Consider the following 17,217-nt stretch of genomic DNA (forward strand, 5'->3'; position numbering starts at 1 on the left):
TTGAATATATTTCCTGCAAAAATACGAATTAAATTCTAAAAACGCGGCTCCTGTACCGAATTATGGCAAGAAAAGCGTAACTTTGTACGCAAAATGAGCAAGCAAACAATGAAATCTCATCAAACGGATTATGTTCTGCCGGCCGAATGGAGCGAGCAATCGGGCGTACAGATGACGTGGCCGCACGCTGCGACCGACTGGCTCCCGTATCTCGAAGACATCACACACACGTGTGTGGAAATGGCTCGCGTTATTGTCAGATACGAACCGTTGCTGATCGTTATACCTGATCCGGCACCCGTGAAAGCCCGTCTTTACGATGAGATCGACGCCCGATGGCACAGTAGGTTGCATTTTTTCGCGTGTCCAACGAATGATACCTGGGCGCGAGATCACGCTGTTCTCACGCTCATTGCAAGTGACGGACGTGTGCTTCCGCTTGATTTCAAGTTCAATGGATGGGGAGAGAAGTTTCCATCGGTTTTAGATAATACGATCAACAGCCGTTTGGCAGCGGCCGGTTTCTTCTCCGTTGTTCCCGAAGATCATACCGATTTCGTGCTTGAGGGCGGTTCCATTGAGAGTGACGGACGCGGAACTATCTTTACGACAAGCCAATGTCTGTTGGCAAAGAACCGCAATTTTCCGTGCAAAAAGTCTTTTATCGAAGCGCAATTAAAGGCCTATTTACGGGCAAAACGTGTTGTTTGGCTCGATCACGGGAATCTGATTGGCGACGATACAGATGGACATATCGACACGATTGTACGTACAGCACCCGACGATATCTTATTATATATAGGATGCAATGATGCTGATGATGAGCAGTTCGATGATTTCCGGGCCTTGGAGCAACAGCTTATGGCACTGAGGAAAGCTGATGGCAAGCCTTACAAACTGTTGAAATTGCCGATGCCCGAAGCGATTTTCGACGGACAGGAACGACTTCCCGCCACTTATGCTAACTTCTTGATCATCAATGGGGCAGTGCTTTGCCCCACGTATAATCAACCTCGAAAGGATGCCGAAGCAATGCAAACGATTGCTCAAGCCTATCCAGGCAGAGAGGTAATCGGCATCGATGCCCGTACGATCATTCGCCAACACGGGTCCGTTCACTGCCTGACGATGCAGTTCCCAAGGGGTTTACTCTGATAAAATCACAAGCAAATGACGAAGAAAGAACTATCGGTCGGCTTACTGCAACAGCACAACACAGCCGATATTACAGACAATATGCACCGACTTGAAGTCGGTGTGAGGACGCTTGCAGCGCAAGGTGCCGAGCTGATTGTGCTACAAGAGCTGCACAATTCACTGTATTTCTGCCAAACGGAAGACGTCAACAATTTTGATTTAGCAGAACCGATACCCGGTCCTTCGACTGCATTCTTTGGCCAACTGGCACGCGAATGCAATGCGGTAATTGTCATATCCTTATTTGAACGACGTGCTCCCGGCCTCTATCACAACACTGCTGTGGTTATCGAACGTGACGGAACGCCGGTCGGGAAATATCGAAAGATGCACATTCCGGATGATCCTGCTTATTACGAAAAGTTCTATTTCACGCCCGGAGATATCGGATTCCATCCTGTTGAGACATCTGTCGGTCGACTTGGTGTGCTCGTTTGTTGGGATCAATGGTACCCCGAGGCTGCCCGATTGATGGCTTTACAAGGCGCAGAGATATTGATTTACCCCACAGCTATCGGTTATTCGGCTGATGATTTACCTGAGGAACAACAGCGACAACGCGATGCTTGGACTACGGTCCAGCGCGGACACGCCATTGCCAACGGGCTTCCTGTCATCTCGGTCAATCGTGTTGGTTTCGAGAAAGATCCTTCGGGACAGACCGATGGTATTCAATTCTGGGGCAGTAGTTTTGTTTGCGGTCCGCAAGGTGAGTTTCTTTTCCGCGCTTCGGATAATGAAGAGACGTTACAAATTGTCACTATCGATCTCGCCAACAGCGAACAAGTGCGTCGCTGGTGGCCGTTCCTGCGTGACCGTCGAATCGATCAATACGGTGCCATTGAGCAGAGATTTATCGACTGAAAACCGTTATAGAGAATAAGAAATGAGACTTATCTGATTTTAATGCGGCGTGACTTTCCTGTCATTCGTTTACCGAAGTCGGGGTCAATACGGATAAGCGCTACGGCGATGAGCGGCAAAATACTGAACATAACAACAATAAGGAAAAACGAATTATAGCCCACTTGCTCCTGTAAAGTGCCTGAAAAGAGTCCCGAAATCATCATCGAGACAGCCATAAAAGCTATACTCATCGTATGATAGAAGGTTCGAAAGCCTGTGCGACAGATGTAACCGATATAGAAAAGGTATGCAGCAAGACCGAGTCCGAATCCTATTTGTTCCACTAATACACACAAACCGGTAACCAAAAGTCCCGCGGGCTGAACTTCACTTAAATAAAGATACAATGCGTGGGGTAGCATTGCGGCCAATGTTATCGGCCAAATCCACCGCTGTAGTCCATCTTTCGAAATGATGTTTACCCCTCCGATAAAACCAATCAAGAGGCCGGCTATCCCCACAGAACCCTGTACTAAACCGTATTCTTGCGGTGAAAGGCCCAGACCTCCTTTGCGAACGGCATCTATCAAGAACAACGATGATACTTTGGAAAGCAATCCTTCGGGCATTATAAAGAACAAAAGGAAGAGCACACTTGGTACAATCTGCGGCTGTTCGAGAAAGTCTCGCACCACAATAACTGTCTCGTTCCACACTCGTCGTAAATTAAACCGGCGATGGAGGTGCCCTGTTTCGCCACGCGGGAGCAGCAATCCGTTCCACAACCACAGCAAAATAAAAATGCCTGTCACAGCATAACACACCAAGCTCCACGAATAACTGATGCTCCCGCGTTGAATAACTTGCACGTTACCGGCAATCATTATCAAGATACCTTGCCCGAAAATCATCCCGAGATAACACGCTATTGACTGCACTTTGCGGAACCATCGGCGCCTTTCGTGTACCAATTCAGCTTCATAGACATCGTGTGCAACACTGTAATGGACGGCAAGTGCGAATGCCGCCAACCAAAAAGCGACCAGCGTTCCTTGCAGCCAAACAGATGTTGGAATGGCCAATGCCACACCGCCGAATGCCGCTCCGATTAGCAATTCGGCTGAAAGGAGCCACCAACGGCGTGTCCGGAACAAATCGAGAAACGGTCTCCAAAGTGGTCGGATTACCCAAGGCAGGTAGAGCCAACCTGTATAAAACGTGATTTCGGCATTGTTTAGGCCAAGCTGTTTATACAGAATCAGCGACAGCATTGTGATGCCTACGAACGCCAAACCTTCTGAGAAGAACAGCGAAGGCACCCAAGTCCAAGGGTTAATACGCTTCATTACTTATACAGTTTATTGATTGTTGCACCGCGATAGTAATGCAACAGAATCTCATCATACCGATAACCATCGGCTCCCATCACAGCAGCACCGATCTGACAGAGCCCTACTCCGTGTCCCCAACCGGCTCCGTGGATATCGAATTGCTGTGGAATGCCGGTCTCGAAATGACTCTTTTCTACAACAAACGCACTGCTGTAAAGATGCGTCTCACTTAAAGTACGGCGGATTTCCAACTCTTTCCCAATGATGAACGAGCGTTTTGTACCTACGATTTTCAACCGAGAGATGCGCCCACTTTTACCTCGTTCCAACGGAATCAGGTCGACAATACAACCGAAATCCATCTTAGTCTTCTGCTGGATAAGCGTTGAAAGTTCTTCTTGTGTATAGTGAACGTGCCACCGATAAAAGTCGGCCGTTTCTTGATCGTAATCGTTCAGCACCTGCAAAAGCACCTCTTTGTCTTGCGTATTACAAAAAGCCGTGGACTCAGAATGAATCCATCGCAGAGCATTTTCTTCATTTTGCAAGTTAGGAACAGCTCTCTCGTCCGCATCTCGCACGGCAATCAAATAAGGTTTAGGTGTATCTTCCCAACAGAATTGATATTCCTCGCTCACGCCCCCGCAGCATTTGCTGAACCGTGCATCGCAAATCTCACCCTCACTCATCAAGACTTGACCACGAGTAGTCATCACAGCTTCGGCCACGTGACTGCTCGCGGCCTTCGTTATACCCTGATAGCGCTGACAATGATCATCTGCACATACATCGAAAAGCGTGTGATCTTCGTGATCATACCATCGAATCAGCTCGTCATCTCGCCTTACAAACGAGAAATGATCACGTGTTTCGTCATCCTCCGAACGACGTTTCAGCATCTGAGCCAGTAACCAACTGCGTGAGATGATGGCGTGAGCTTTGAGTAATTCCAATGAAGATGTGGCACGCATCTCACTCGAAATAACGCTCTCTAAATATTTTTCTACCGGCAGCTCATTAATAGCCAAAATTCGTTCGCCGTCTACCACCAAGCGGAGAGTGCCCGGAAAGGTTTGTGTTTCTTTGCGTTCCCAATGAAAATCGATGCCGATCGTTACGTCATCTAATGTAAACGAAGCGTCGGTAGCCTGCGGTTGAAATGTGAGTTCACGATAATGGTTGCCGTTCCATAATATTTCGCCTTCCGAATAGCTTACGGTCTGTGCGCCACTCACGGTTTTTCCTTTCGCCATATATGGTTTGTTGAGCACGAGATGTAGTTCATTGCCGCTCACAATACCAACCGTTACAAGCGGTTGACGACTGAAAGGCTTTTCCATCTGTCGCAAACCACTGAGTGAGAAACTATCTTTCAGACGCTGTCCGATAATCTCTTGATCTTCAAAAGTAATACTCACTTCGTCATATATCTGCTGAATGGTTTCGGGAGTAATGCGGAAATAATCTTCTTCGCGCGGTAAAATGAGAAGTCCGCCCATATCGATGGCACCGGGACTCACCAATAGTTGCGCGCCGCTCACAGCATCGTAGCAGGCAGGCCGATGTTTCCGACGTGGGAAAACCACCGAGATGAAATTCCCACCGGTACGCCAACTCACGATATTCATCATCGGTTCGGTATCGTTTTCGAGCTTGGGCAGAACGGCATAGAGCATCCGAAACAGTGTTACATCACTCTTCTCGGTTCGACTGTGAATACAGAATGCAGGGCAAACGAAATCGCGAATGGCTGTGATATATTCTTCATCGTTGATCGCAACGACGGTTTCAGCATTCGCACTCAGCCGCTGCCAACTCGTCTGTAAGGGTAAGATACCGCTCGTTCCGCCTTGGAAATGAAGATGGTCGGGAGCTGAAGCACCGCATTTCGGCCCGTTATAGAACACTATAATATTATCAAACTCGGTCAGAATGCGATGAATTTCGCCATAGTTCTCATAAATATGCTGTGGCTGATGACGATGGGCGGGGATGGTGAAGTGCATCGGCAGAATGGGAAACGGATTGATAAGCAACTCGAATTGCCCGTCAATAAACTTTGAGATCTGTGCTTCCGGCCTGTTCTTTTCACACAGGAAACATGGCCGTTTGCCCAGCGATTGCTTGTCAATACGCGCTCCCGTAGACACCATTCGGGCGGGGTTGAACTGCACTTTAACTGTATTCGTCCCGCAATTGATGTCTCGTACCTGCACAACAGCCAGCTTTTGAAATCGCGTTTTCACGTCGGGCCACTGTTCCAACTGCCTATCAAAGAATCGTTTCAATTTGTTTTTTCCGCATTTTTCGAGCTGAATCATATCCTCACCTTTGTCTGTCATCGCATCAAAAATCCATTAAATGTGTTGCAAATATAGCACAAATTAAATGAAAAAGCACTATTTTAGCGTGTTTTTCATTAACTTTGCGCGATAAAACGGGAGACAGATCGAATGAGCGACGATAAGCAATCACTGTTGGGGATGACGCTGAACGAGCTGAAAGAGGCTGTCAGAGAACTGGGAATGCCGGCCTTTACAGGTGGGCAAATTGCCCGTTGGCTCTACGTACAGCACGCTCACAGCATCGAAGAGATGACCAATCTCTCGAAGAATAATCGTGCCCGATTGGCCGAACGCTATCGAATCGGATGCGCCGATCCCATTGATGCACAGCACTCTGATGACGGAACGATCAAGTATCTGTTCCCGACGGTGAACGGGAAGTTTGTAGAAACGGTCTATATCCCTGATAATGACCGTGCAACTCTGTGTGTTTCGTGCCAGGTGGGATGCAAAATGAATTGTCTTTTCTGTCAAACTGGGAAGCAAGGATTTGAAGGAAATCTCACGACAGGCGATATTTTAAATCAAGTTTACTCGCTGCCCGAACGCGAAAAGCTCACCAACATCGTCTTTATGGGACAAGGAGAACCGATGGATAATCTTGAAAACGTGTTGCGGGCAACGACAATTCTCACAGCCGATTACGGTTATGCATGGAGCCCGAAGCGCATCACGGTGAGTAGTGTGGGCATCCGCGGTAAGTTGAAACGCTTCTTAGACGAGAGCGATTGTCACGTGGCCATCAGCCTGCATTCGCCTATTGCAGAACAGAGAGCGGCACTGATGCCGGCTCAAAAAGCAATGCCCATTACGGAAGTAGTGGATTTGCTGCGTACGTACGACTTCGCTCACCAGCGCCGTTTATCGTTCGAGTATATCGTATTTGGTGGCGTTAACGACTCGCCGGCACACGCCAAAGCCATTGTTCGGTTGCTGAAAGGCGTGGATTGCCGCATCAATCTCATTCGGTTTCACCCGATTCCGAACATCGATCTGCACGGAGCGAGTGACGAAAAGATGGAAATCTTTCGCGATTATCTTACGGCTCACGGGGTGTTTACAACCATCCGAGCCAGTCGAGGACAAGACATCTTTGCGGCGTGCGGCCTTCTGTCTACGGCGAAAAGCCATTAAACGCATCGCAAGTAACCGTTAAATGCACGCTAAATAACCGTTAAACGCAACGCAAGTAACTGTTAAATGCACGATGAATAACCGTTAAACGCAATGAGAAAAGCCGTTAGTTGCATCGGTATAGTATTGCTCCTGCTTTCTTGCGGGGGCGATTCGTTGCTACCGAAAGGCGGCGGACGCCCTTACGAAGTGCTTTTGGTAGACGACCGAGACAGTCTCGTTTATCACGCACTCGATGCAGACGCCGAGGGATTACCGCAGTCGGAACCGAGCTTTGACATATCGATCGTGGATCGATCGCATTACAATCAGGCCGTGAAACAGACCCGGAGCATCATTATTGTGAATGTAGACAGTGTGTTATTCAGTCGTACCCGTATCCGGTATGAGAAAAACTTGTATGCTCGACCACAGTTGGTCGTTTATGTCGGAACACCTTCTGTGACAGCATTGAAACGTGATATGCCGGCTCTTTCGCCACGATTGCGAATGTTGTTGACACGTTTTGAGATGAATGTTGAGATTACTCGACTGAAACGAAAGCACAACATCGAGGCTGAAAAGATGATTCGTAAGATGTTCGGTGCAAGTATGTGGGTACCCGCAGAGATGACGGCAAGCAAACGGGGAAGCAATTTTCTGTGGATTTCGGACAACGCTTCGAGTGGTATGCGTAACCTATGCATCTACCGGTTAGGAGTTGCCGACACTCGGAATTTCATCCGCCTGCGCGACAGTGTGATGCAAATCAACATCAAAGGAGAGAGCGATGCGATGTTTATGAAAACCGTTTCGGGCAGTTGTTCGGTGTACCCGCCTGTGCAAAAGACAGACAACGGGTTCCTCGTACGCGGTCTTTGGGAGATGAAAGGCGACGCAATGGGGGGGCCGTTCGTGTGTCGCATTATTCAAAAAGACGGCGGGGTGCTTGTCGCAGAGGCTTTTGTCTATGCTCCGGAAATGAAGAAAAGAAATAGAATACGCCAGCTGGAAGCCTCGCTTTACACGCTGACGACAAAATAAATACAATAAATTATCACGATAATGGAAGACAGAAAGATTCGCGTTGCCATAACGCACGGCGATACCAACGGTATCGGATACGAACTGATTTTTAAAACTTTTGTTGAGCCGGAGATGTTAGAGCTTTGTACACCTATTATATATGGGTCGCCCAAGACAGCCGCCTATCATCGCAAAGCACTCGATGTTCCGGCCGGATTTAGCATTATCGGCAATGCCGAAGAGGCTGTTGACGGGCGCGTTAACCTCTTGACGACCTACGAAGAAGAAGTAAAAGTGGAATTGGGAACACCTACCGACGAATCTGGTAATGCTGCGCTGTTGGCGCTTGACCGTGCAATGACCGATTTCCGGTCGTCACTCTACGACGTATTGGTCACAGCACCTGTGGACAACAGCCATATCCGAGGATTCAACGGGCAAACAGGCTTTATCGAAAAAAGTATTTCTGAGGGTAAGAAACCGATGACTTTACTGCTTAATGAGGGGATACGCATCGGTTTGGCAACGGACAATCTGCCGCTCAAAGATGTACCTCACGCCATTACTTCTGAGTTGGTTAAAGAGCGTGCAACGACCCTTTACAGCACCATTCGGCGCGATTTTCGCTTGTCTAATCCGCGAATTGCCGTGCTGGCACTCAATCCCGATACGACCGGTAATGGCAAAGAAGAAATCGAAATTATTCAACCCACTGTGCAAGAGTTGGCCGACAACGGTCTCAATGTCTTCGGTCCGTTCGGTGCCGAGCATTTTTTCGGCAGTAGAGATTATGTTGCTTTCGACGGTATTTTGGCTATGTATCACGACCAAGGACTTGTTCCTTTCAATACATTGACGCCCACCCAGGGTGTGAAATACACCGCAGGACTCGATTTGATACGCACATCACCCTGTCACGGAGCCGCTTTCGACATCGCTGGGAAAGGCATTGCTGACGAGCTTTCATTCCGTCACGCCATCTATACAGCCATAGACGCGTTCCGAAATCGTCATAATTACGATGCACCTATGGGTAATCCGTTGAAGAAACTCTATCATGAGAAGCGTGAAGATAGTGATAAAGCACGCTTCACTATTCCCAAAAAGCACGAGAACAGCGTGATAGAGAAATAATCGCTGACGTATGAACAAAAAACATCAAAACGCCTTTTTTATCTTCGGTATCACTCTATTGGCCATTATGGTGACGCAACTCGATTTCGCAGCAGTATGGAACGGGTTGCAGCACGCAGGCTATTGGTCAGTTGCGGTGATACTGCTTTGGGCGTTTCTATATCTGTTCAACACCTCAGCTTGGTATCTCATCATCAATGCGGGAGGCCCTGCAAAGGTCAATTTTTGGTGGCTTTACAGGATAACGGTATCTGGATTCGCTCTCAACTACGCCACTCCCGGTGGACTGATGGGCGGTGAACCTTACCGCATTATGGAACTCGCGCCCAAGATCGGGACAGAAAGAGCATCGTCGTCGGTTATCCTTTATGCAATGACACACATCTTCAGCCACTTTTGGTTTTGGATAATCTCCATCTTCCTGTTTATTTTCACGCAACCCATCAACTTCGGAATGGGAATGTTGTTAGCTGCAACGAGTGTTTTCTGTGTGCTGGGACTCTGGTTCTTTATCGTGGGATATCGTAAGGGATTAGCCTTTCGGGCAATGAATTTGTTGCGATATCTCCCTTTGATTAAACGTTGGGCAAAACCGTTTGTAGACCGACATCGTGAGCAATTAGATACTATCGACGGGCAAATTGCAGCCCTTCACAAACAGAATCGCAAGACTTTTGTCTCGGCAGTGCTGCTTGAACTCATTTGCAGAATATGCTCAGCACTCGAAGTTTTCTTTATTTTACTCGTGCTGATGCCGTCTGTCGACTATGTACAATGCATTTTAATTATTGCTTTTACCACGCTTTTCGCCAATATGTTATTTTTTATTCCCTTGCAGTTGGGCGGTCGAGAGGGTGGCTTTCTACTGTCAATAACGGGGTTGGGAATCACTGCCAGTGCCGGTATTTTCGTTGCTTTGATTGTGAGAGTACGTGAATTAGTGTGGACGGGAATCGGACTTCTGATGATAAAAAGAGGCTGATATCGTATCTATTCTCATTGATTTATTTCCTGTCAAAATTGCAGTTATATGGAATATTTTATGTAATTTTGTCACCCGATGAATACGACAGAACTGCAAAAGATTAAGCAAAGATATAGCATTGTAGGCAATTGCGACGGCGTAAATCACGCTTTAGACGTGGCTTTACAGGTTGCCCCGACCGATTTGTCGGTGTTAATTGTCGGCGAAAGCGGCGTTGGAAAGGAAATCATTCCGCGTGTAATCCACGACAACTCACCGCGACGGCGAGAGAAATATTTCGCTATCAACTGCGGATCTATCCCCGAAGGGACGATCGACAGCGAATTGTTCGGCCACGAAAAAGGATCATTTACGGGTGCAATCGGCGAGAGTGAGGGATATTTTGGTGTCGCAAACAAGGGCACGATATTCTTAGACGAGGTGGGAGAATTACCTCTTGCTACGCAGGCTCGGTTGTTGCGCGTGCTCGAAACGGGCGAATACATCCGTGTGGGAGGTCAAAAGATGATGAAGACTGACGTGCGAATCGTAGCCGCAACGAATGTAAATATGCGTAAAGCAATCAGCGAAGGCCGATTCCGCGAGGATCTTTACTATCGTCTCAACACGATTCCCGTTCAGATTCCGCCGCTTCGCGACCGTGGTGGCGACATCATCCTGCTGTTTCGTTTATTTGCAATGCAGATGGCAGAGAAGTATAGATTGCCGAAGATTACGCTCACCGAGAATGCTAAAAAACTGTTGATGCGTTACAAATGGCCCGGAAACGTGCGCCAATTGAAGAATATCACTGAGCAGATGTCTATCCTTAGTCCCGACCGCGAGATTAATGCGGAACGGCTGCAACAATTTATTCCTCAAGATCCTGAGAGTACACAGTTGGCTCCGATCAGCTCATCCGGTACGCATTCGTACGAAAGCGAACGCGAGATTCTCTATAAGATCTTATACGAATTACGTGGAAACGTGAGTGATTTACGCCGGGATATGAACGGGTTGCGCAAGCAATTGGATGAAGATCGAAATCTGAACGGAGCATCGGGATTCAATAATCAAATCACGACAGTGGGCAGATCAACTACCCGACAGACTGCAACAGATTTTCCTGTGTTACGTCCTGCCGTCTCGATGGGTGCTGAAGACGCTGACGCAGAGGAAATAAACGAACCAGAAACACTCAATCTCAGCGATCTGGGAAGGCAAATGGTAGAGAAGGCTTTGGAGCGAAACGGTGGCAATCGCAAGAAAGCTGCACAGGAATTGGGTATTTCTGACCGCACATTATACCGCAGAATCAAACAATATGGACTTGAAAGCAATAAATAAATTCATCCTCCTGGCAATGGTGTTTCTTGTGTCGGCCTGCTCGATCAAGTACAGATTAGACGGCGCAAGCATCGATTACACTAAGACGAAAACCATTCAAATCGCAGATTTTCCTATCCGGAGCAGTTATGTTTGGGGACCGATGGGACCGATGTTCAATAATCAATTGAAAGATGTTTTTGCCAATCACACGCGCTTGATACAAGTAAAACGTAACGGAGATCTTCGTATTGAGGGCGAGATTATACAATATTCGCAACGCAATAAGGCTGTTTCAAGCGAGGGATATTCGGCTCAGACTGAGCTTTCAATCACTGTCAACGTACGCTTCACCAACAATGCGAATCATAAAGAAGACTTCGAGCGCCAGTTTACAGCCACGTCTTCGTATGAAACGACGCGTAGCCTGAACTCCGTACAGGAGCAACTTGTGAGCGAGATGGTTAAAGATCTGACCGACCAAATATACAACGCAACCGTAGCCAACTGGTAAAACAATGGATTTGACACAGCTCATCAATCACCCGGAACAGATGGACAAGGAGACGCTTTACGATCTCCGGAGCTTGCTGGCACAATATCCATATTATCAAACGGCCCGTCTGCTGATGCTCCAGAATCTCTATTTGCTCCACGATTCGTCGTTCGATGAAGAACTGCGACGTGCCGCTGTCTATGTCACCGACCGTCGCGATATCTTCAATCTTGTGGAAGCGGCGCACTACAAATGGCATCACGAAAATCAAGCAACAGCAAAGACATCATCCGGCGATGTACAGGAAGAAAACAGAACGCTCTCGCTCATCGACGATTTTCTCAATACTGTGCCTGATGAAGCAGATAAGTCGCAAGGTAGAAAACGAAAACCTACGCCCGCAGATGCCGCCGTAGACTATGTAACTTATCTACTCGAAAGCGAGACAGAAGATACAACGGAGGCGTTGCAAGAAACTGCACCGACAATGAAAGGGCAGAATCTGATTGATGAATTTATCAACAACGACACTGGAAAGATACAGCTTAAAGAGGAGCCCGAGTTCGTTCCGCAACTCGAAGACGAGCTTTCAGGCAATGAGTCAGATACCGGCGACGAAGGATATTTCACCGAAACACTGGCTCGAATTTACATTAAACAGGGCCGATATACCAAGGCTCTTGAAATAATTAAGCGTTTAAATTTGAATTATCCAAAAAAAAATGCTTACTTTGCAGACCAAATTCGATTCTTAGAGAAATTGATAATTAATAACAACAAACAATAAATAAAAAATGGCTTACACATTCTTTGTAATTCTTATCGTACTGCTTTCGATACTGATGGTATTCATCGTACTCATTCAGGAGTCAAAAGGCGGAGGCCTTTCATCTGAATTTTCTTCGGCAAATGCCATTATGGGCGTACGCAAAACTACCAATGGCGTAGAGAAACTCACGTGGGGATTGGCCGCTGCAATGGTGGTTATCAGTGTGATTTGCGCCTATGTTTCACCCAAAGCTACGGCAGATCAAAGTGTTTTAGAGCACTCTGCCACTGAAACACAGACCACAAACCCTACCAATACGCAAGGTTTTGGAGCAGCTCAACAGCCTACTCCCGCCGCAGGTGCACAAAAGGGCGGAGCCACTCCGGCCACAGGCACACAGCCACAGGCACCAACTACGCCGAAAACGCCAGCTAACTGATTGATAGAATTATACTCAAATGTAGAGGGATAGATGTTGAAGTCTATCCCTCTTTGTATCCGATTTATCACAAAGAGATAAATATTCCCCTGCAATTTACCGTTAATTATCGTGTAAAAAGCCGTTAGTCATCGTGCGTTTAACCGTTAAACGCCGTGCAATTAACGGTTAATCACTCAGCGATTGAGCGTATTTTGAAAGCTGATTGATGGTTAATCGTATTATCAGAATCCGTGATATCTGTGATAATTAGTGATTTGCTATTTCTTTATATTTTGTATATTTTCGATCGATTCGTTGTCGGATTGAAAATAATGAAGTATAAAGCAGGACGTTTGGTAATATTATTGATAAAGGGTTTGCTGTCGAATATGCTTCGTAGAGGTAAAAATGGTGACGTCAGAAAGGTAGAGTGGAGCGCATTGTACCCGCTCGATACATCAAATCTTTTACCACTTCGCCACCGATAATGATACCGGCAGTTGCGGGAACAAATGCATTGCTGGCAGGGACAATACGTCGCGCATTGCCCTTGTGTATCTCTTTGTCAGTATCTGTGCAATGAGATTCACACCCAATTGTATCGTTACTGATAGGCCGTAGTGGCTTTTCTTCGCTGCAAACCACTTTCAATTGGGCTATGCCTAACTTGCGGAGCTTCTTGCGAATGACTTTGGCTAACGGGTCCATTTGCGTTTTGTTGATGTCAGTTATACGAAAAGCAGTAGCATCTATCTTGTTGGCAGCACCCATACTCGATATGAGCGGTACCCCGAGTCGATGACAACGTTTGATCAATTCCAATTTGGCTGTTACGGTATCCACACAATCCACGACATAGTCAAATTGTGAAAGATCAATCCGGTCGGCATTCTGCGGCATATAGAACATTCGATATTTATGCACGATGCAATGCGGATTGATGTCGTGTATACGTTCTGCGGCTATGTCAACCTTATATTCTCCTACGGTGGATTGCAATGCAAAGAGTTGCCGATTGATGTTACTCGGACACACACGGTCATCATCAAAGAGGTCGAGTTCGCCAATACCGCTGCGTGCCAACACCTCAACGACATAACCACCGACGCCTCCGACGCCGAAGACCGCAATACGGGCACCCCGCAATGTGTCGATAGCAGGACGACCGAAAAGCATTTCTGTGCGGGAAAACTGATTCTGCATAATGGCTGCAAAGGTACTGCAAAAGGTACGAACAACAAAATAATTACTTTCGTAATTTGCTTCATTCCTTATGCATTGCAGGCGAAACAGAACGTAGATAAATTTGTCTGCACGGCTATTTTGAAAAGTAAAAGAACTGAGAAAATCATATGTTGTCAAATCTTTTGTAACTTTTTCACAGATAAGTCGGCAGAATTTTGTACTTTTGCCGCGTTTATGAATCCTATCAGTTTATCTCCAATGCGAATGGGAATTGTGGGAGTGCAATTCCTCTTTGTAGCTTTCGGTTCAACGGTTTTAGTACCTTTACTTGTCGGTCTCGACCCTGCCACAGCGCTTTTTACGGCAGGTCTGGGCACATTTCTTTTCCATTTGATTACCAAAGGTAAAGTTCCTATCTTCTTGGGAAGTAGTTTTGCCTTTATTGCTCCCATCATTGCAGCTGGCAAACAGTGGGGAATGTCCGGTACGTTAGCCGGACTTGCAGGTGTATCTTTGGTATATTTCTTGATGAGTGCATTAGTTCGGTGGCAGGGTAAGCGTTTACTCGACCGTTTGTTCCCACCTGTTGTCATCGGTCCTGTTATCATTCTGATCGGTCTCACGCTGTCGGGCAGTGCCGTAGATATGGCTAAAACCAATTGGTTGTTGGCTTTCATTTCGTTGATTACAGCTGTTTTGGTACTTTCTTTGGCGCGTGGATTGCTGAAATTGGTACCCGTTATCTGTGGCATTATCGTGGGATATATCGTTGCTTGTTGTATGGGTATTGTCGATTTTACAGCCGTTGCTGCTGCACCTTGGTTCGCTTTACCCGGTTCGTTGGCTCATTTTCATTTGCCGGAGTTCTCTTGGGAACCGTTTCTTTATATGATTCCGGTGGCTATTGCACCTGTGATCGAACATATCGGAGATGTTTATGTGGTGAGCGCAGTAGCCGATAAAGACTTTGTAAAAGAGCCAGGACTGCATCGAACACTGCTCGGAGATGGGGTGGCTTGCCTTGCAGCGGCTTTCCTTGCAGGGCCTCCCGTGACAACATATTCGGAAGTTACGGGTGCGATGTCAATCACCAAAGTTACCGATCCGCGTGTTATCCGCATTGCAGCAGCCACTGCCGTGGTTTTCTCTGTTATCGGAAAGCTTAGCGCTTTGTTGCAATCCATTCCGTCGGCAGTGCTCGGTGGCATTATGCTTTTGCTCTTTGGAACTATCGCAAGCGTCGGAGTTCAGAACTTGGTACAACATAATGTGAATCTGAATAAGACACGAAACATCATTATTGTGTCTGTAACGTTGACAATGGGAATAGGTGGTGCCATTCTCTCTTGGGGTAGTTTCGCCATCAGTGGCATCGGATTGTCTGCATTGGTGGGTGTTATTCTGAATTTGGTTTTGCCTCAGGGAAAACCCGGTCAGTTGACAGGTAAACGGGAAAATGCATAAAACAAGTAACGGGCAGTACCGAATGAAAGTTTTGGTATTGCCCGTTACTTATTTTATTTCATACTGTTTCGGATGCGTTCTTTGATTTCGCGTTCTACGTCTTCGGGCGAACGACTGCCTGAAATCATCGATTTAATCCATACACAGATGATGAACGTAACGATGGTTATGCCTGCTCCAGCTAACCATTTCAGCAGTTCGCGCTCAATAGAGCATTGTTCCATAAAGATAATTGCAGCTACAATGGGGATTGCAAAGAGCAACCAGTCGGCTCCGGAAGATAGTTTATAGCTGCTTGTTGCCTTGATATATTCGTCCGAACTCATCAAGATGCGTTCGCGGTTGGCTTTCCAGAAGGTTTCAAACTCTTGTTTTTCCATACTCGTTATACTTTCATTAAATCGCTCATTATCATATCGCTGACAAACAATCCGCGGCGAGTTAACCGCAGTTTATCGGCTTTTATCTCTATCATTTGTTGTTGGATGTAAGGTGCAGCACAACTCATTAGGTAGTCTTTATAAGTTGGCGAGATAGCGGTTAGATCGATTCCATCGCTTGTTCGCAGTGCCGTGGTAATCAAGTCGTCATAACGCGTATCATCATCGAGTACTTCTTGTTCCATCGGAATTTTGCCTTGGTTGATGGATTCGATGTATTGCCTGATATCGGAAACATTCCATTGACGTGAGAAACGGTTGTAAGAATGGGCCGAAGCACCGAGTCCGATGTAGGGGATAGCTTGCCAATAACTACTGTTATGGAGCGAACGACGACCGGGAAGAGCAAAATTGCTGATCTCATAGTGCTCGTATCCCGCAGCCGTCAATGTGTCAATGAGTTCGTTATACATACTGAGACTGAGTTCTTCATCGATTTCCTGTACTTTATTTTGAATCAAAAGGCGATGTAAAAGAGTATTTTCTTCGAACATTAAATTATATGCCGAGATGTGTTCTACATTCAAATCAAGGGCTCGGCAGATATCCGTTTGCCATTCTTGGAGCGTTTCCTCGGGAAAACCGAACATCAAGTCGATACTGATATTGTCTATTCCAGTTTTGCGAAGAAGTTGAACAGCGTGTGTAATATCGTCTGACTTATGGCGCCGATGCAGGAATTTCAGACGGTCATCGGCAAAAGTCTGAACGCCCATACTGATTCGATTGACAGGGAGTGAGTGCAGATGGTCGGCAAACTCGGGTGTAATGTCATCTGGGTTGCATTCCATCGTGACCTCCATTGTTGGCCAATCGAGCAACGGATATACCTTATTTATATATAAGAATAATTCTTTCTGCTCTGTGAATGACAATTGCGAGGGCGTTCCTCCGCCGATATACACCGTATCAATAGAGGTTTCCGGTCCCAAGTAATTGGCTCGAAGCGCTAGCTCCTGACCTATGGCAGCAACGTATGGAGCCTGCAGTCGATGTGTTATCGTGGAATAAAAACCACAATAGATACACCGACTCGCACAGAAAGGAACGTGTATATAGATACCTGCCATAGGTTCGTTTTAACGGCAAAATTACTAAATTGTTTTAAAAAAGTACTGTTTTTTCGAGAAATCTGTTGGCGTTTTGCACAAAAAACGGTA

General features: G+C 46.6%; 15 protein-coding genes and 1 pseudogene. 11 read left to right on the top strand and 5 right to left on the bottom strand.

Annotated features, from left to right (window positions below):
• Positions 1–108 precede the first annotated feature (108 nt).
• On the top strand, positions 109–1,155 hold the full coding sequence (locus RWY97_RS04870; RefSeq protein WP_315565838.1) for an agmatine deiminase family protein: 1,047 nt from the start codon (positions 109–111) through the stop codon (positions 1,153–1,155).
• A 15-nt stretch (positions 1,156–1,170) separates the two neighbouring features.
• Positions 1,171–2,061, top strand: a complete 891-nt coding sequence (locus RWY97_RS04875) for a carbon-nitrogen hydrolase (RefSeq protein WP_315565840.1) — start codon at positions 1,171–1,173, stop codon at positions 2,059–2,061.
• A gap of 29 nt (positions 2,062–2,090) precedes the next feature.
• Here RWY97_RS04875 and RWY97_RS04880 read toward each other — a convergent pair whose 3' ends face one another.
• Together RWY97_RS04880 and RWY97_RS04885 are read right to left on the bottom strand one after the other, a co-directional pair.
• On the bottom strand, positions 2,091–3,389 hold the full coding sequence (locus tag RWY97_RS04880) for an MFS transporter (RefSeq protein ID WP_315565841.1): 1,299 nt from the start codon (positions 3,387–3,389) through the stop codon (positions 2,091–2,093).
• Positions 3,389–5,668, bottom strand: a pseudogene (locus RWY97_RS04885) (DUF4922 domain-containing protein); the annotation flags it as partial. The gene RWY97_RS04880 and the pseudogene RWY97_RS04885, both read right to left, overlap by 1 nt.
• Before the next feature lie 159 nt (positions 5,669–5,827).
• On the opposite strand from RWY97_RS04885, the gene rlmN reads away from it, so the two are divergent.
• From rlmN to secG, 8 genes are all read left to right on the top strand, one after another.
• Entirely contained in the window at positions 5,828–6,853 is a 1,026-nt protein-coding gene (rlmN, locus tag RWY97_RS04890) for a dual-specificity RNA methyltransferase RlmN (protein WP_024991746.1), read from the top strand.
• Between the two features lie 93 nt (positions 6,854–6,946).
• Positions 6,947–7,876: a DUF4837 family protein gene (locus RWY97_RS04895; protein ID WP_315565843.1), complete on the top strand. Its 930-nt coding sequence runs from the start codon at positions 6,947–6,949 to the stop codon at positions 7,874–7,876.
• 21 nt (positions 7,877–7,897) lie between these two features.
• The gene (locus RWY97_RS04900; RefSeq protein WP_315565845.1) at positions 7,898–8,992 is read left to right on the top strand and encodes a PdxA family dehydrogenase; all 1,095 of its coding nucleotides are present in this window, start codon (positions 7,898–7,900) and stop codon (positions 8,990–8,992) included.
• Positions 8,993–9,002: 10 nt separating this feature from the next.
• Entirely contained in the window at positions 9,003–9,974 is a 972-nt protein-coding gene (locus RWY97_RS04905) for a lysylphosphatidylglycerol synthase transmembrane domain-containing protein (RefSeq protein WP_021584641.1), read from the top strand.
• A gap of 78 nt (positions 9,975–10,052) precedes the next feature.
• Positions 10,053–11,303, top strand: a complete 1,251-nt coding sequence (locus RWY97_RS04910; protein WP_021584708.1) for a sigma-54 interaction domain-containing protein — start codon at positions 10,053–10,055, stop codon at positions 11,301–11,303.
• Positions 11,281–11,796 carry an LPS assembly lipoprotein LptE gene (gene lptE / locus RWY97_RS04915; RefSeq protein ID WP_021584713.1) on the top strand — a complete coding sequence of 172 codons (516 nt, stop codon included), beginning with the start codon at positions 11,281–11,283 and terminating at the stop codon, positions 11,794–11,796. The genes RWY97_RS04910 and lptE overlap by 23 nt, the downstream gene beginning before the upstream one ends.
• Positions 11,797–11,800: 4 nt before the next feature.
• Positions 11,801–12,565, top strand: a complete 765-nt coding sequence (locus RWY97_RS04920) for a DUF8458 domain-containing protein (RefSeq protein ID WP_024991742.1) — start codon at positions 11,801–11,803, stop codon at positions 12,563–12,565.
• A gap of 7 nt (positions 12,566–12,572) precedes the next feature.
• Positions 12,573–12,986 carry a preprotein translocase subunit SecG gene (gene secG, locus RWY97_RS04925; protein ID WP_021584676.1) on the top strand — a complete coding sequence of 138 codons (414 nt, stop codon included), beginning with the start codon at positions 12,573–12,575 and terminating at the stop codon, positions 12,984–12,986.
• 399 nt (positions 12,987–13,385) lie between these two features.
• Here secG and RWY97_RS04930 read toward each other — a convergent pair whose 3' ends face one another.
• The gene (locus tag RWY97_RS04930) at positions 13,386–14,171 is read right to left on the bottom strand and encodes a tRNA threonylcarbamoyladenosine dehydratase (protein WP_315565848.1); all 786 of its coding nucleotides are present in this window, start codon (positions 14,169–14,171) and stop codon (positions 13,386–13,388) included.
• A 216-nt stretch (positions 14,172–14,387) separates the two neighbouring features.
• Between RWY97_RS04930 and RWY97_RS04935 the strand changes: the two genes are divergently transcribed.
• Positions 14,388–15,617, top strand: coding sequence for a uracil-xanthine permease family protein (locus tag RWY97_RS04935; protein ID WP_315565850.1), 1,230 nt, complete (start codon positions 14,388–14,390; stop codon positions 15,615–15,617).
• A gap of 53 nt (positions 15,618–15,670) precedes the next feature.
• On the opposite strand, the gene RWY97_RS04940 is transcribed toward RWY97_RS04935, so the two are convergent.
• Both RWY97_RS04940 and hemW read right to left on the bottom strand, forming a co-directional pair.
• Positions 15,671–15,997, bottom strand: coding sequence for a hypothetical protein (locus RWY97_RS04940; protein ID WP_314740169.1), 327 nt, complete (start codon positions 15,995–15,997; stop codon positions 15,671–15,673).
• Positions 15,998–16,002: 5 nt separating this feature from the next.
• A complete protein-coding gene (hemW, locus tag RWY97_RS04945) occupies positions 16,003–17,127 on the bottom strand; it encodes a radical SAM family heme chaperone HemW (protein ID WP_315565852.1) in 1,125 nt (374 codons plus the stop codon).
• Positions 17,128–17,217 lie beyond the last annotated feature (90 nt).

The organism is Hoylesella pleuritidis, assembly GCF_963541955.1.
In the GTDB taxonomy this organism is placed as follows: Bacteria; Bacteroidota; Bacteroidia; order Bacteroidales; family Bacteroidaceae; genus Prevotella; species Prevotella pleuritidis.

Bases quoted from the DNA above. Each gene is read 5' to 3' on its own strand.
- RWY97_RS04930 (WP_315565848.1), bottom strand. From the start codon at position 14,171: ATGCAGAATCAGTTTTCCCGCACAGAAATGCTTTTCGGTCGTCCTGCT.
- RWY97_RS04895 (WP_315565843.1), top strand. From the start codon at position 6,947: ATGAGAAAAGCCGTTAGTTGCATCGGTATAGTATTGCTCCTGCTTTCT.
- RWY97_RS04880 (WP_315565841.1), bottom strand. From the start codon at position 3,389: ATGAAGCGTATTAACCCTTGGACTTGGGTGCCTTCGCTGTTCTTCTCA.
- rlmN (WP_024991746.1), top strand. From the start codon at position 5,828: ATGAGCGACGATAAGCAATCACTGTTGGGGATGACGCTGAACGAGCTG.
- RWY97_RS04870 (WP_315565838.1), top strand. From the start codon at position 109: ATGAAATCTCATCAAACGGATTATGTTCTGCCGGCCGAATGGAGCGAG.
- RWY97_RS04900 (WP_315565845.1), top strand. From the start codon at position 7,898: ATGGAAGACAGAAAGATTCGCGTTGCCATAACGCACGGCGATACCAAC.
- RWY97_RS04920 (WP_024991742.1), top strand. From the start codon at position 11,801: ATGGATTTGACACAGCTCATCAATCACCCGGAACAGATGGACAAGGAG.
- lptE (WP_021584713.1), top strand. From the start codon at position 11,281: ATGGACTTGAAAGCAATAAATAAATTCATCCTCCTGGCAATGGTGTTT.
- secG (WP_021584676.1), top strand. From the start codon at position 12,573: ATGGCTTACACATTCTTTGTAATTCTTATCGTACTGCTTTCGATACTG.
- RWY97_RS04910 (WP_021584708.1), top strand. From the start codon at position 10,053: ATGAATACGACAGAACTGCAAAAGATTAAGCAAAGATATAGCATTGTA.
- RWY97_RS04935 (WP_315565850.1), top strand. From the start codon at position 14,388: ATGAATCCTATCAGTTTATCTCCAATGCGAATGGGAATTGTGGGAGTG.
- RWY97_RS04875 (WP_315565840.1), top strand. From the start codon at position 1,171: ATGACGAAGAAAGAACTATCGGTCGGCTTACTGCAACAGCACAACACA.
- RWY97_RS04905 (WP_021584641.1), top strand. From the start codon at position 9,003: ATGAACAAAAAACATCAAAACGCCTTTTTTATCTTCGGTATCACTCTA.
- hemW (WP_315565852.1), bottom strand. From the start codon at position 17,127: ATGGCAGGTATCTATATACACGTTCCTTTCTGTGCGAGTCGGTGTATC.
- RWY97_RS04940 (WP_314740169.1), bottom strand. From the start codon at position 15,997: ATGGAAAAACAAGAGTTTGAAACCTTCTGGAAAGCCAACCGCGAACGC.